Genomic DNA, 14,671 nt, shown 5'->3' with positions numbered 1-14,671 from the left:
TATGGTTGAGTGGGTTTGTTTTATTCCATTTCTTTTCGAAGCTCTTCCATTTTACTGATAATCAAGGGATAAAAATATTTTTTGGCACTTGTTGTTGAGTTGCCACCAAAAAAACCGGTTCCCGGACAGGTTTTCACATTATAGTCGGGCCCTTTATCCAGCACTCTTTCACCGTTTCGCAAATCCCACCAATGATGGTAGGTAATACTGTCAATGGAGGGGGTTAATCCAAATTTAAGGCTGAGAGCGGCATTGACATAGATAATTGTGTCGCTTTGTTCCTTCGTCATCACATCATGACCTAGATCAAAATTTCCAAGGTGTTCAATTGCAATACCGACAGAGTTTGCTTTACTACCAATTGTGCCTTCTGGGACAATATGTAATGGCCTTGAGACAGCGACTTTCCCATCAGGAAAAGTCGTAATATTTTGGGCGATATGTTTCCAACCCATATTATTTTTATGAAAATTTTCCATACCTGTTAATAGCCCAAAATGGTTTGAGCCATTAAACCGACCATAGTCTGGGACCCAAGTGTGGTGCTGCTGGATAAGGCTTATTTTTCGTTTGATCTTCTGGTTGAAAAGCCAATCTTTAAATTCTTCTTTTGTCATTAAAATGTGTTCCCCTTGCATATTCATCCTTCTTGGGGCAATTTTGAGAATCTGTCCTGGAATGACTTTTTCAGCTGAAAGTTTGTTTGTCGTTTTAATCTGCTCAGGGGATGTATGGAACTTGGAAGAAATATTCTGCAATGTATCTCCGGCTACAACTTCATAGGATGTAGGTACCCATAGCTTCTGTCCGACAACTAATAAATCTGATTGAATCCCATTGGTGATTTTTAATTCTTCTACAGAGGTTTCAAATTTTTTCGCAATCCCAGGTAATGTATCACCTGCTTGGACAACATACGTGTTTTCAGTACTATTTGCTCCTACATCTGTAGGAAGGAATGCGATAAAAATAAAGAAAAAGGCTCCAAATACAAATGCTATCCTGTTTTTCATGGCTCGTTCCTTTCATAACATGTTAGTATTAGTTTGTAAAAGAAATCTAATATTATGCTTCTTAGGTATTTGTAGGTTCTTTTTAATTTTTAGAGGAAATTCATGACAGAAAGCGAAGTAGTACTACGAAGTATATAGTATAAAACCGTCTTCACTTAGGAAGAAGGCAATGGGCGGCAAGGAGGAAAAAGTCATGCTAGAGTTTGAACCATACATAGATCAATTTGCAAGAATAAAAGTAATAGGTGTTGGCGGTGGTGGAAATAATGCCGTGAATCGAATGATTGAAGCAGGGGTAGAAGGTGTTGAATTCATAGCAGTAAACACAGATGGACAAGCACTTAATCAATCAAAAGCAGAAATCACCATTCAAATTGGTGCATCTTTAACGCGAGGGCTTGGTGCGGGTGCCAATCCCGAAATAGGGATGAGAGCCGTTGAAGAAAGCAAGAAAGAGATTGAGGACGCTTTAAGAGGAGCGGACATGGTCTTTGTCACCGCTGGAATGGGCGGTGGCACTGGTACTGGAGCAGCACCGGAAATTGCAAGAATTGCTAAGAAGCTGGGCTCATTAACAATAGGTGTTGTAACAAGACCATTCCGATTTGAAGGTCGTAAGCGTGCTGTTAATGCAGATGCAGGAATCGATGCAATGAAGGAAGCGGTTGACACCTTAATTATCATTCCTAATGAGAAACTATTGGAGATTGTCGATAAGCGTACACCGATGATTGAAGCCTTCCGCGAAGCAGACAATGTTCTACTCCGAGGGGTACAAGGGATTTCCGATTTAATTGCGGTCCCAGGATTAATTAATCTGGATTTCGCGGATGTAAAAACAGTCATGTCACACAGAGGAACAGCTTTGATGGGAATCGGTATGGCGAAAGGGGACGGGCGTGCAGTTGAAGCGGCTAATAAAGCAATCAATAGTCCACTTCTTGAAACATCCATAAGTGGTGCACGTGGTGTCATTTTAAATATTACAGGCGGACGAAATTTAAGTCTATTCGAAATACAAGAAGCGGCCGACGTGATTTCATCAGCAACACACGAAGATCTAAACATGATCTTTGGATCAGTCATTAATGACAACTTGAAAGATGAAATTATTGTGACGGTCATTGCAACAGGATTTACTGAAAATTAAAAAGAAGAGGCATCCTTTTAGCGTAACTGGTTTTCAGGTGAAAAGTAGTAAATAATAATAAATTTTTAGCGTGAATTCACATATGAATTCACGCTTTCATTTTGGTTGATTGTTTAAAATTAACAATCGTGCAGATATTGTTTTTGTATGTCTGAAGCTACCTCGACTTCGGACACAACCGAGTAGATTTTGCCATTGTAAGTCCGAAGCTACGTGAACTTCGGACACAACCGAGTAGGTTTTGCCATTGTATGTCCGAAGATAGCTGGACTTCGGAAACAACCGAGTAGATTTTGCTATTGCAAGTCCGAAGCTACCTCGACTTCGGACACAACTGAGTAGGTTTTGCCATTGTATGTCCGAAGATACCTGGACTTCGGCACAATCGAGTAGATTTTGCCATTGTATGTCCGAAGCTAGCTGGACTTCGGACACAACCGAGTAGATTTTGCTATTGCAAGTCCGAAGCTACCTCGACTTCGGACACAACTGAGCAGGTTTTGGCATTGTAAGTCTGAAGCTACCTCGACTTCGGACACAACCGAGTAGGTTTTGCCATTGTATGTCCGAAGATACCTGGACTTCGGACACAATCGAGTAGATTTTGCCATTGTATGTCCGAAGCTACGTGAACTTCGGATACAACCGAGTAGATTTTGCTATTGCAAGTCCGAAGCTACTTCGACTTCGGACACAACTGAGTAGGTTTTGCCATCGCAAGTCCGAAGCTACTTCAACTTCGGACACAACCGCGCAGAATTTGCTTTTGTATGTCCGAAGATACCTGAACTTCGGACACGACCGGGCAAGTTTTGCCATTACCTGTCCGAAGATACCTGGACTTCGGACAACAACCGGGCAAGTTTTGCTATTGCCTGTCCGAAGATACCTCAACTTCGTTCTCAACCGAGTAGGTTTTGCCATTATAAGTCTGAAGATACCTGAACTTCGGACACAACAGAGTAGATTTTGCCTTTGTATGTCTGAAGAAACCTGAACTTCAGACACAACCGAGTAAATTTTACTTTAGCCAGTCCGAAGCTACCTAAACTTCAGACACAACCGCGCAGATTTTACCTATGCCTGTCCGAAGTCACCTGAACTTCGGACACAACCGAGTAGATTTTACCTTAGCTAGTCTGAAGACACACATACTTTCGGACACACCCCCTCAAAATTTGCTATTGCAAGTCCAAAGCTACCTAAACCTCAGACACAACCGAAAAAATTTTACCCTTGCCTGCTTTGTCTAGCTCTCAGGCACCATCGGCTCTAGGTCACAAGCCAATCACCTTTGAAAGCAAAGGACGCCTTCTGTCAGCGCTAATCTTATGCTTATCGCCAATATACGGGCGTGAGCGAAGCTTTGTTATTTACGGAAGTAGATAACCAGCCGCTTGAAAAATGCTGTACCAATCTTCGCGGGATAACTGGACTTCACTTGCTTTCACGGAATCCTTTAATCGCTCGATATTCATGGTTCCAATTACCGGCTGCATGTTGGCTGGATGACGTAATAGCCACGCAATTGCAATAGTTGTATTGGATACGCCGTATTTTTCAGCAATTTCATCAATTTTTTGATTTAATTCTGGACATTTTTCATTACCGAGAAAAGGTCCTTCAAAATAACCATATTGAAAAGGTGACCATGGTTGAATGGTAATGTCATTCAATCGGCAAAAATCAAGGACATCTCCATCACGGTTAATGGATTGATCAATTTGCATATTAGTTGTAACACCACTTGCAATCATATGGGCATTGGGGATACTTAATTGTAGCTGATTTGCAACAATTGGCTGCTTTACATATTTTTTTAATAACTGTATTTGCATCGGCTTTTGGTTAGAGACTCCAAAATGACGAACCTTCCCTGATGATTCCAACACATCAAATGCCTCTGCAACCTCTTCAGGCTCAACAAGGGCATCTGGACGATGTAAAAGTAAAACATCAAGATAGTCCGTTTTAAGACGTTTTAAGATTCCATCTACGGAATTAAGTATATGTTCTTTTGAAAAGTCAAACATTCCTTTTCGAATGCCACATTTGGATTGAAGAATGATTTTCTCCCTCACGTCATCGTTCATATGTATCGCATCTGCAAAGATTTCTTCACAAGTGCCACTTCCGTAAATATCGGCATGGTCAAAAAAGTTTGCTCCGTTTTCTAATGCCGTTTGTATAAACGCTTCCGCCTCAGGCTTTTCTAATGAGTTGATTCTCATACACCCTACTGCTATAACAGGAACCTCTAGTGAACTAGTGCCGAGTTTTATTTTTCGCATTGTGTTAAACCTCCAAGTTTTAATATAGGAATATTATTACTGTTACCCATTTCTAGTTTACATATTTCGCTATTGATTGGAAAGTATAGATAAAAGGAGGTTAAGTAATGAACCAAATAAAACGCTTATTCATGCTGTTATTATTAGCATTTCCGATGTTTTTCTTAATGGGTTGTGGGGATGACGAAAGACCTGAGGAAGGCGAGGAAATTGAAGAGATTGAAGAGGAAGATGAAATCGGTGACGGCGAGATTGATGATGAGTAGAATATAAAAGGAGTTCTCCCAAAATCGGGTAGAACTCCTTTTTTTAGTTATGCAGTGGTTGTTGCTGTTTTAGTATCTTTTTTCGTATGAATTCGTTTTGTTAAGAATGGTACTGCAAATCTATCTACACCGTAGTAGTATGTTGCAGCGCCTGCAAATAAGAGAATAACTGCTAATGTGTAAAGTACTGGGTTTGTGCTAACTGTTCCAGCAAGTAAGAAGTTTAGGTTCATGAATGCCCCTGCAATTAATGCTGGGATTGTTGCAGCACCTAAGATTAATCCAAGTCCAACTAGAACTTCTCCCCATGGAATGAGTACGTTAATTATATCAACGTTTGGAACGGCAAAGCCTTCTAGGAATGTTGCATACCAACCTGCTACTGCTGGGTGTTCGCCACCAGCCTTTGCAAGTGCTCCTTGGAGGAATCCGCCTGCGTCAAATCCTCCAGTCAATTTATGAAAACCAGCTTCTAGCCATTGAATACCTAACCATACACGTAATACTGTCCAAATAACTGCCATTTTAGGTCCTTTTAAGAATGTTCTCATCTTAATCTCCCCTTTTATTTTATATTGTGAAGTTATTCACAAGTTGTTATAAAAAAATATGATCGTTTTAGCTGCCAGCTTGGGTAGTTAGTTTGTGAAGTCTTTCACTAACTTTCTACACCCTTAATATACTATGGATTTTCAATTAAAGCAATGGGCTTCACAAATATGACACAAATGTTTTTTGATTGTATTTATAGTCTCAAATTTAACGTTTTGTATAGGGAATGATTATAATCACCGAAAATTTTAATAAGGGAAAATTTTTCAAAAAGTGTTTGACTTTGGGTATTTTACACTCTATAATCCATTTATAAAGTAAAACTAGAACGTATTAATTTAATAAAGGACTCTTATCCAGAGCGGTGGAGGGACATGGCCCTACGAAACCCGGCAACCTTCAAGATTATTCTTGAAAAGGTGCTAATTCCATCAGGTAAAATTACCTGAAAGATAAGAGGAGGAAAAAAGCCCTCTTCTTACTAGAAGGGGGCTTTTTTCATCGTTAGGATATGCAAGTTAGAAGTTGTATTAGTACTATTCCTAGTTTTCCTATAAAAATACTGGAGGTACAGACATGAAGAAAATAAGCGTTATTTTTATTGCTGTATTACTGTTGATTGGAATTGCAGGTTGTTCGAATAGCACAAGTAAAGCGAGCCAAGGAAGTGAAAAACCTAAAAAAATCACATTAGATTATGCTTTTTATTCACCTACGAGTCTTGTGTTAAAAGAGTTTGGGTGGGCTGAAGAAGCATTCAAAGAAGAGGGAATTAAGGTTGAATTTGTTCTAAGTCAAGGAAGTAATAAAGCATTGGAATTTTTAAATAGTGGAAGTGCAGATTTCAGTTCATCTGCAGGCGCAGCGGCTCTAATGGCAAAAGCAAAGGGTGCTCCAATTGAATCGGTGTATATTTACTCAAAGCCAGAGTGGACAGCGTTGGTCGCAAATAAAGATTCAAAGATTCAAAGTATAAGTGATTTAAAAGGAAAAAAGGTTGCTGCAACTATCGGAACAGACCCATATATTTTCCTATTACGCGCCCTTAATGAGGAAGGGTTAAGTCCATCAGATGTTGAAATCGTTAACCTCCAGCATGGAGATGGAGCGGCCGCGTTATCTTCTGGTCAGGTGGATGCATGGTCGGGGTTAGATCCTCATATGGCAAGAGTTGAATTAGAAACGGATGCGAACCTTTTTTACCGCAATGCAGATTTTAATACGTATGGAACCTTAAATGTGCGTTCTGAGTTTGCGGAAAAATATCCCAATTACGTAGAAGAAGTCATTGAGGTCTACGAAAAGGCTCGTAAATGGGTTTTAGAAAATCCAGAGGAAACAGCGGAAATTTTGGCAAAGTCCGCAAATATTGATATTGAAGTTGCTAATAAACAATTAAATGAACGAAATGATTTTTCTAATCCTGTTCCTGGTGAAATACAAATTGAGGCATTAACCGAAGCAGGTAAGGTGCTTCAAGCACAGGAAATCATCGGAAAAGATGTTAAATTGGATCAACTGGTTCAGGAATTGATTAATCCTACGTTTGCCGAAAACGTAATTAAACAATAGGGATTGTGCCTCTTTCAAAACGGCACTTCCTCGTGATAGGAGACGGTAAAATGAGCACAAAAGGCGGAGCGTTGACTAGACAAATTAAGGTGAAATCGAAGCGTGAGTTTGTATTATCAGGAAGTCTAAAAGTAGTTCTACTTGGGAGTATCATCCCGGCTATTTTAATCGTGGTTTGGCAATATTTAAGCCACATTGGTGTACTTGAAGGTCATCTTATGCCGGCACCAACGGTTATCCTTGCGAAAATAATTGAATTTGCTGGAGATGGAAGTCTGTGGGGCCATATTGGGATTACGTTATATCGCATCTTTTTTGGGTTTCTCATTGGGGTAGTTGCTGCTGTTATATTTGGTTCATTGGTCGGCTATTTTAGAATTGCTGAACAGTTACTAGACCCGATGATTCAGGCTTTCCGTTCGATTCCGTCCCTTGCTTGGGTACCTCTTTTTATCTTGTGGATGGGGATTGCAGAACCATCAAAAATTACACTAATTGCGGTTGGGGTATTTTTTCCGGTTTATTTAAACATCGTGTCAGGCATACAGGGTGTTGACCGAAAGTTGATTGAGGTAGGGAAAATCTATAATTTTTCATCGTTTGAGTTAATTAGAAAGGTAATATTGCCTGCATCCCTTCCTTCTTTTCTAGTTGGAATCCGAAGTGGGCTTGGGCTAGGTTGGATGTTTGTCGTTGCAGCTGAATTAATGGGTGCTAGTCAGGGGATTGGATATTTGCTTGTTGTTGGCCAAAACTCCTATTCTCCTGAGACGGTCATCGCAAGCATCGTACTATTTGCGATTTTAGGTAAAATAACAGACTCCATTTTGAAGAAAACAGAGGAAAAAACTCTTCACTGGCAGGATAGCTTTGTGAAGTAGACCTGAAAGGATGAATTAGATGCTGGCAGTTCAAAATGTCTCTAGAACCTTTTCGAATGGTACGACAGGGTTTAAAAATATAAATCTTGAAACAAAACAAGGTGAAATTGTGGGAGTACTAGGTACGAGTGGGTGTGGAAAGAGCACCTTATTACGTGTCTTATCTGGATTAGATTCGGATTATACAGGTACGGTGAAAATAAGCGGGGACATCATTAAGTCCGTTCATGAAAAGGTGGGCGTTATTTTTCAAGAATCACGTTTAATGCCATGGTTGACAGTATTAGAAAATATCTCGTTTGGTTTAAAGAATGATAGTAAGAAAAGTGAAAAAGCCCAGGAATATGTAAAGTTAGTAGGATTGCAAGGATTTGAAAATCATTATCCAAAGGATATCTCCGGTGGGATGGCACAAAGAGTATCGATTGCTCGTGCACTTATCACAGCACCTCGAGTTTTGCTATTAGATGAGCCATTTAGTGCGCTTGATGCATTTACGAAAATGCAGTTGCAAGATTTGCTGCTGACAATATGGGAGAAATACAAATCAACGATGCTCGTCGTTACTCACGATATCGATGAAGCACTTTATTTATGTGACCGAATTGTTATTTTAAAAGGGCAGCCGGGTGAAATCTATCAAACGATTCAAATTGATGATCCAAAGCCAAGATCTCGTGGTGATATAAAGTTGGCACAATTGAAGGCGGAAATATTGTCTCTACTAAGTTAAAGAAAGGAGAGAGTGGAATTGACAACCACACAATTAGGTGCGATAAGACCTTTTGAAGGTACCTATAATCTACAAAACTATGATCAGGTATACCAAGACTTTTCATGGGAGGAAGTTGAAAAGGAGTTTAGTTGGTATCAAACAGGGCAAGTCAATATGGCGTATGAATGTATTGACCGGCATGTCGACGATGGGTATGGAGACAAAGTTGCCCTTCACTACATTAATGAAGCAGAAGAACAAATTTTTACATTTAAAGATATCAAAGAAAAATCGGACCACTTAGCGTCGGTGTTAAGAAAATACGGGGTTAAAAAGGGCGATATTGTCTTTATCTTTTTGCCGAAAAACCCGGAAATGTATATTGCGATGATTGCAGCAGTTAAAATCGGAGCTGTTGCAGGACCGCTTTTTGAAGCATTTATGGAGGATGCGGTAAGGGATCGCATTTCAGACTGTGAGGGTCGTTTTTTAATCACTGACTCGGAGTTGGTAAAAAGGGTCCCAAAACAAGAATTGCCTTCACTCGAAACCGTGTTTATTACGGAGGGATCAGAAAAGTGTAAGGAAGATGAAATCTCACTTGTAGAGGCATTAGCTGAAACGAAAAGTGAGAATAGAGTGATTGAATGGTTGGAGCTTGAAGATCGCCTCAATATTCACTATACAAGTGGGTCAACCGGGAAACCAAAGGGAATTGTGCATGCACATCGCGCGATGATTCAACAGTACCAAACGGGAAAATGGGTCCTTGATTTGAAAGAGGACGATATTTATTGGTGTACCGCACACCCCGGCTGGGTAACAGGAACGGTGTACGGAATCTTTGCTCCTTGGCTAAATCGTGCCACAATTGTCGTTAACGGTGGGAGATTTAATGCAGATTCCTGGTATTCAACAATTGAAAAAACAGGAGTAACGGTTTGGTATAGTGCACCTACAGCATTCAGGATGTTAAAGGCAGAAGGAAATGAAGTATTAAACGAATACGATTTACGCTCTTTACGGCATATTTTAAGTGTGGGAGAGCCGTTAAATCCTGAGGTTATTACCTGGGGGATTGAAGCTTTGGGAAAAAGAATCCATGATACTTGGTGGATGACAGAAACGGGCGGACAATTGATCGTCAATCTTCCATCAGAGGTTATAAAACCGGGCTCAATGGGGAGACCTTTTCCAGGTATCAAAGTTGCCATAATCGATGATGACGGAAATCCGCTCCCAAATGGTCAGGTAGGTCATCTTGGCATTAAGGCATCTTGGCCATCAATCATGAGAGAAGTTTGGAAAAATGAAGAAAAGTATCATTCATATTTTGTAAATGGTTGGTATGTATCAGGTGACTTGGCTATTTTAGATGAGGATGGCTATGTGTTTTTCCAAGGGCGAAGCGATGATATGATTAATTCTTCTGGAGAGCGAATCGGACCTTTTGAAGTCGAAAGTAAGCTAATTGAACATCAAGCGGTTGCTGAGGCAGGTGTCATCGGAAAGCCAGACCCAATAAGAGGGGAAATCGTAAAGGCCTTTATCGTTCTAAAAAACGGTTACAGCCCAACGAAAGACTTACTAGAGGATATTCGCGTGTTTGTTAAACAACATCTTGCAGCACATTCCGCTCCAAGGGAAATTGAAGTATTGGATGAACTGCCGAAAACAAAGATTAGCGGAAAAATTTTAAGAAGAGAGCTAAAAGCACGAGAAGTTGAAAAGGAAGTAGTAAGGTAAGACGTTATAGTTATAGAGGTATATTAGAGAAAACAGCGTGAGATTGTACTCACGCTGTTTTCTTTATACAAGGAAAGATATAGTTCAGAATCAGGTATACATTTGGACACAAAGGTTGAAGGTTTCGGTTGTGAGAGTCCGAATCTCGCGTACATTCTGACACAGGTCCACCGGTTTCAGTTGGTTGAGTCTGAATCAGCTATATATTCGGACACGAGGTTAAAGGTTTCTGTCGTGAGAGTCCGAATCCCCCATACATTCGGACACAAGGGCGACCGGTTCCAGTCATCCGAGTCCGAAATCCCAGTTGATAGCGATTCGCAAGAGGTTGTGACAGTCATCCGAGCCCGAAACACTCCATCATTCGAACACACCGATACTTTTATTTGAGCTATAAGTTCAAATTGCGTTTTATCCAAAGAATTGAGTGTAAAGAAAATGTCAATTTACCCTTCAGTCTTACGCTTTCCTATACGATAACAGTCAAACAAAGGTAGAAACATTTTTTGTGAATAAAAGTCTGATATCGCACAAGGTGACCACATAAATGTTATAATTTGTGAAAAAGGGCGGTGGGTAAATTGTGTTTAATTTTGTTTGCCTATCAGGCGCATCCGATTTATAAATTAATTGTTGCGGCCAACCGAGATGAGTTTCTTCAACGGCCAACGGCTCCGATTCATTTTTGGGAGGATGAGCCTGCTCTGTTGGCTGGAAGAGATCTTGAAAAAATGGGAACCTGGATGGGGGTCACCAAAACCGGGCGTTTCGCAGCCATCACGAATTATCGAGATCCAAGTGAAGTTTCAGTAGGTAAAAGGTCTAGAGGAGCAATCGTAAAAGAGGCTCTCCTCCATAAAGGCGATATTGCCGAGTATATGAAGCAGTTGGAAGAGACGAACTCTCAGTATCCTGGTTATAATCTTTTAGCAGGTGACCCACAGCATTTATATTATTACTCAAATGCCGGAAAAAGATTGGAAAAGGTACAACCAGGTATCCACGGGCTTAGCAACCATTTGCTTGATACAAATTGGCCAAAAGTACAAAAAGGGAAAGAGGAACTTTCAAAGATTATTATGGGAGAAGATTTAGTGGAAAATCTATTCCAGCTCCTTCAGAACACAGACCGGCTTAACGACAACCTTCTACCCAAAACTGGGGTGTCCCTTGAGTGGGAACGGATTCTTTCTTCATTATTTATTCAAACAAATGGGTATGGGACAAGAAGTTCAACCGTATTATTAATGTCGGATACAGAAATTCAATATGTTGAGCGGGTTCACGATAGTTCGGGACAGAGCGACCGAGAATTTCGCTTTCCGATTAAGTCATAACAAAGTTCATTTAGCCAATCGTATATAATAGAACAAAGATGATAAATCTATTAAAAATAAAGAATGGGGAAAAAAGTCGAAAAATGGGTAAAGAGTACGAAATCATATATATTGTACTCTATTTTTTGTTTCTTTTTTTCATTTATGTTACAGCTCGATAACAAGCGGGATAAAGGTGTTTTTCATCTTGAAAGACCCATTATTCTGTGTCAATATGGAGAATGGGATAATTGTCGAAAAAACTTTTTCAAACAATTTTTGCTAATAAAATGTAATGTGATATAGATACTAGGGAGATCGATATTAAATGAATACTAATAAAGCAGTCATTTTAGGTTGCAATTACTATATAGGGTTAAGCACAATAAGGTGTTTAGGCAGGCAAGGTATACATACGGTTGCAGTCGATTATTCATATGAAAATACGTATGGTGCAGATTCAAAATATTGTACGGAGCATATTATTGCACCACATTACCGAAAAGACACAGAAGGCTTTATTTCCTTTTTAAAAGAATATGCAAGAAAGCAAACAGCAAAGCCTGTTCTTATTCCTTGTCATGACAACTATGTGGAAGTCATTGACCAATATTTAAATGAATTAAAAGAGTATTATCTAATCCCGCAAACGGAGCAGGGTCTTTATACGAAAACAATGGATAAACAACTCCTTCATCAGTTAGCAACTGAACATGGAATGCTTGTTCCTGAGACAGTTCGTGTAAATGAAGAAAATTTCTATGAAAAAATTGAGGAGACGTTAAAATATCCTTGTGTGGTGAAGCCAACCGATTCACCAACCTTTGTTTCGATCTTTCGTAAAAAATTATTTATCGTCAACAATCGCGAGGAGTTAGACGAAGCGCTCAAAAAGGCAAAAGAAGCAAAACAAGAGGTAATTGTTCAGCGAATCATTCCAGGATTTGATGATCATATGTATACCTTTGATGCATATTTAAATCAGGACGCGAAGGTTACTCATTGGGTGACTGCTCAAAAGTTTCGCCAATATCCGATCAATTTTGGGGCTTCTGTGTATACGGGGCAACGCTATGTTCCTGAGCTCTTTGAAATAGGCTCACGCTTTTTAGAAGCGATTGGCTATAAAGGGTTTGTAGAAATTGAGTTTAAAAAGGATGCCGAAACTGGACAATATTATTTAATTGAATTAAATGTGAGGATTACCAATTTTAATGTGTTATTAAATAAGGTTGGTTTTAACTTCCCATACATTACATATCGAGAGCTTACGGGTAACCCACTTCCTCCAAAGGGCCTTAAGCATGATACGAATCAAGTATTTTGGTATGCCTATGAGGATTTTTATGCCGTGAAGGGATATTTAAAAACAGGTCAGCTTTCACTTGGCGAGGTCATTCGTTCTTATTTTAAACCAAAGGCCTACGCAATTTGGGACTGGAATGATCCAAAGCCGTTTTTCTCATTTGTAAAAATGATTTCGGGGAAGAAACGTAATTAATGTTGTTTATCGCACTTCCAAAACATCAAATCTAAAAGAAACGTTAAGAAAAGAGGGAACAAAATGGTTAAATTACATGAGCTTCTAACAGCAATTGAGGTTCAAAAAACCATTGATGATAAGGATATTGAAATTAGTGGGCTATCATATCATTCTGGAAAGGTGAAGGACGGACATCTTTTTGTATGTATAAAAGGCTATAAAACGGATGGCCATAAATACTTATCGCAGGCAATTTCAAATGGTGCAGTGGCTTGTGTTGTTGAGGATGTGCAAGAAGGATTAGAGATTCCTCAAATCGTGGTAAAAAACAGCCGTATTGCACTAGCGCGACTTGCAGCAGAATTTTATGGGAAGCCATCTGAAAAAATGAATATGATTGGGATTACAGCTACGAATGGGAAAACCACAACATCGTTTATGACGAATGCAATTCTAGAGGAAGAAGGGTACAGAACAGGTCTTATTGGTACAGTATCCATTAAGATTGACGATTTTGCGATTCCTTCTGAGCTTACAACTCCTGAATCCCTTGATTTACAGTTTTACTTGGGGCAAATGGTAGATAAAGATGTATCCCATGTGACAATGGAGGTTTCATCAAACGCATTAGAAACACATCGTGTTGAAGCAGTAGACTATGATATTGTCACTTTAAATAATATCAGTCGTGAGCATATTGATTCCCATGGCTCGTTTGAAAGATATTTTGAAGTGAAATCAGGTTTAATCCGCCATGCAAGTGAAAAAAGCTTTGCCATTTTAAATCTGGATGATGAGTATTCGACTTCCTTAATTGAACAAACGAAGGCACAGGTCATCACATTTGGCTTAGACAGCAAAGAGGGGCATATTGCTTGCAAAAATTTGGATTTGACCACGGGTAGAGCGAAGTTTACAATTGAGATTTTAAAGCCTTTCTCTCGCTATGAAAACAAGATTGAGCCAGGTGAATTTGAGATTGAACTATCAGTTCCTGGTTTGCACTCTGTGTATAATGCGATGGTGGCAATTACAATTGGTCTTCTTTGCGGAGTGCCGGTATCCTCCATTCAAAAGGGATTAAAAAACTTTGGTGGAGTGGAACGTCGCTTTGAGTTTATTTTTGAAGATGACATTAAAATCATCGATGACCACTTTGCGAATGCTGGGAATATTGATGTGACTCTTCAGACATTGAAATATATGGAATATAAGGATTTGCATTTAGTCTATGCGATTCGAGGAGAGCGTGGTCCGACGGTTAACCGTGAAAATGCAGAGGCGATCGTCAAGTGGGCAAAAACGCTAGGGTTCAATGAAATTATTGCGACAAAGAGTGTCTCCCATGTCACTTCAAAGGACTATGTAACAGATGAAGAAACAGCTGTGTTCAAGGAAGTCATGGCAGAAGCGGGAGTTCAGGTTTCTCTTTATGATGAGCTGGATGACGCCATTGCGCAAGCCTTAACTCATGCCGAGCCGGGGGATGTTGTAATCCTTGCAGGTGCACAAGGCATGGACTACGGTGCAGGTGTTGCCCTACAGCAAATCGCAAAAACGAGACCTAATGTATCGCGTGAGAAATTATTTTTCCCATTACGCAACCGTGTGGCCGGACTAACAAAGGAACAACGCCAAATGTTAGGACGTAGTGACGGGTAAAACAACAGAGGAAAGCGAACTGTA

The 14,671-nt window shown here is 39.8% G+C and carries 11 protein-coding genes, 1 pseudogene and 1 riboswitch; of the genes and pseudogenes, 9 read left to right on the top strand and 3 right to left on the bottom strand.

Features of this window, described 5'->3' with window-relative positions:
* Positions 1 to 20 precede the first annotated feature (20 nt).
* On the bottom strand, positions 21 to 1,013 hold the full coding sequence (locus AC6CHV_RS17020) for a LysM peptidoglycan-binding domain-containing protein (RefSeq protein WP_341333363.1): 993 nt from the start codon (positions 1,011 to 1,013) through the stop codon (positions 21 to 23).
* A 193-nt stretch (positions 1,014 to 1,206) separates the two neighbouring features.
* Between AC6CHV_RS17020 and ftsZ the strand changes: the two are divergent.
* A pseudogene (ftsZ, locus tag AC6CHV_RS17015) lies at positions 1,207 to 2,160 on the top strand (cell division protein FtsZ); the annotation flags it as partial.
* Between the two features lie 1,376 nt (positions 2,161 to 3,536).
* Here ftsZ and AC6CHV_RS17010 read toward each other — a convergent pair.
* Positions 3,537 to 4,454 carry an aldo/keto reductase gene (locus tag AC6CHV_RS17010; RefSeq protein WP_498079295.1) on the bottom strand — a complete coding sequence of 306 codons (918 nt, stop codon included), beginning with the start codon at positions 4,452 to 4,454 and terminating at the stop codon, positions 3,537 to 3,539.
* Between the two features lie 107 nt (positions 4,455 to 4,561).
* Between AC6CHV_RS17010 and AC6CHV_RS17005 the strand changes: the two genes are divergently transcribed.
* Positions 4,562 to 4,720, top strand: a complete 159-nt coding sequence (locus AC6CHV_RS17005; RefSeq protein WP_498079294.1) for a hypothetical protein — start codon at positions 4,562 to 4,564, stop codon at positions 4,718 to 4,720.
* 47 nt (positions 4,721 to 4,767) lie between these two features.
* Here AC6CHV_RS17005 and AC6CHV_RS17000 read toward each other — a convergent pair whose 3' ends face one another.
* Complete coding sequence (locus tag AC6CHV_RS17000) at positions 4,768 to 5,271, bottom strand: Crp/Fnr family transcriptional regulator (RefSeq protein ID WP_440274888.1); 504 nt, start codon at positions 5,269 to 5,271, stop codon at positions 4,768 to 4,770.
* 350 nt (positions 5,272 to 5,621) lie between these two features.
* A riboswitch (SAM riboswitch) is annotated at positions 5,622 to 5,731 on the top strand.
* A 117-nt stretch (positions 5,732 to 5,848) separates the two neighbouring features.
* Here AC6CHV_RS17000 and AC6CHV_RS16995 point away from each other — a divergent pair.
* The 7 genes from AC6CHV_RS16995 (at position 5,849) to AC6CHV_RS16965 (ending at position 14,647) form a co-directional block, all read left to right on the top strand.
* Complete coding sequence (locus tag AC6CHV_RS16995; RefSeq protein ID WP_498079293.1) at positions 5,849 to 6,844, top strand: aliphatic sulfonate ABC transporter substrate-binding protein; 996 nt, start codon at positions 5,849 to 5,851, stop codon at positions 6,842 to 6,844.
* Between the two features lie 50 nt (positions 6,845 to 6,894).
* Positions 6,895 to 7,725: an ABC transporter permease subunit gene (locus AC6CHV_RS16990; protein WP_121449254.1), complete on the top strand. Its 831-nt coding sequence runs from the start codon at positions 6,895 to 6,897 to the stop codon at positions 7,723 to 7,725.
* Positions 7,726 to 7,744: 19 nt separating this feature from the next.
* The gene (locus AC6CHV_RS16985) at positions 7,745 to 8,458 is read left to right on the top strand and encodes an ATP-binding cassette domain-containing protein (protein ID WP_498079292.1); all 714 of its coding nucleotides are present in this window, start codon (positions 7,745 to 7,747) and stop codon (positions 8,456 to 8,458) included.
* Positions 8,459 to 8,476: 18 nt separating this feature from the next.
* On the top strand, positions 8,477 to 10,186 hold the full coding sequence (gene acsA, locus AC6CHV_RS16980; protein WP_498079291.1) for an acetate--CoA ligase: 1,710 nt from the start codon (positions 8,477 to 8,479) through the stop codon (positions 10,184 to 10,186).
* 581 nt (positions 10,187 to 10,767) lie between these two features.
* A complete protein-coding gene (locus AC6CHV_RS16975; RefSeq protein ID WP_498079290.1) occupies positions 10,768 to 11,523 on the top strand; it encodes an NRDE family protein in 756 nt (251 codons plus the stop codon).
* Positions 11,524 to 11,830: 307 nt separating this feature from the next.
* The gene (locus AC6CHV_RS16970) at positions 11,831 to 13,003 is read left to right on the top strand and encodes a carboxylate--amine ligase (protein WP_341333355.1); all 1,173 of its coding nucleotides are present in this window, start codon (positions 11,831 to 11,833) and stop codon (positions 13,001 to 13,003) included.
* A gap of 63 nt (positions 13,004 to 13,066) precedes the next feature.
* A complete protein-coding gene (locus AC6CHV_RS16965) occupies positions 13,067 to 14,647 on the top strand; it encodes a Mur ligase family protein (RefSeq protein ID WP_341333354.1) in 1,581 nt (526 codons plus the stop codon).
* Positions 14,648 to 14,671: the final 24 nt, after the last annotated feature.

The sequence above is a fragment of the Ferdinandcohnia sp. GQ5 genome, from assembly GCF_059759275.1.
Note: the sequence above shows the minus strand (reverse complement) of the source record. Positions and strands in the feature narration are given on the sequence as shown.

What these genes read in the sequence shown, in the direction of transcription:
- AC6CHV_RS17020 (WP_341333363.1), bottom strand. Translation starts at nt 1,013, where the DNA reads ATGAAAAACAGGATAGCATTTGTATTTGGAGCCTTTTTCTTTATTTTT.
- AC6CHV_RS17010 (WP_498079295.1), bottom strand. Translation starts at nt 4,454, where the DNA reads ATGCGAAAAATAAAACTCGGCACTAGTTCACTAGAGGTTCCTGTTATA.
- AC6CHV_RS17005 (WP_498079294.1), top strand. Translation starts at nt 4,562, where the DNA reads ATGAACCAAATAAAACGCTTATTCATGCTGTTATTATTAGCATTTCCG.
- AC6CHV_RS17000 (WP_440274888.1), bottom strand. Translation starts at nt 5,271, where the DNA reads ATGAGAACATTCTTAAAAGGACCTAAAATGGCAGTTATTTGGACAGTA.
- AC6CHV_RS16995 (WP_498079293.1), top strand. Translation starts at nt 5,849, where the DNA reads ATGAAGAAAATAAGCGTTATTTTTATTGCTGTATTACTGTTGATTGGA.
- AC6CHV_RS16990 (WP_121449254.1), top strand. Translation starts at nt 6,895, where the DNA reads ATGAGCACAAAAGGCGGAGCGTTGACTAGACAAATTAAGGTGAAATCG.
- AC6CHV_RS16985 (WP_498079292.1), top strand. Translation starts at nt 7,745, where the DNA reads ATGCTGGCAGTTCAAAATGTCTCTAGAACCTTTTCGAATGGTACGACA.
- AC6CHV_RS16970 (WP_341333355.1), top strand. Translation starts at nt 11,831, where the DNA reads ATGAATACTAATAAAGCAGTCATTTTAGGTTGCAATTACTATATAGGG.
- AC6CHV_RS16965 (WP_341333354.1), top strand. Translation starts at nt 13,067, where the DNA reads ATGGTTAAATTACATGAGCTTCTAACAGCAATTGAGGTTCAAAAAACC.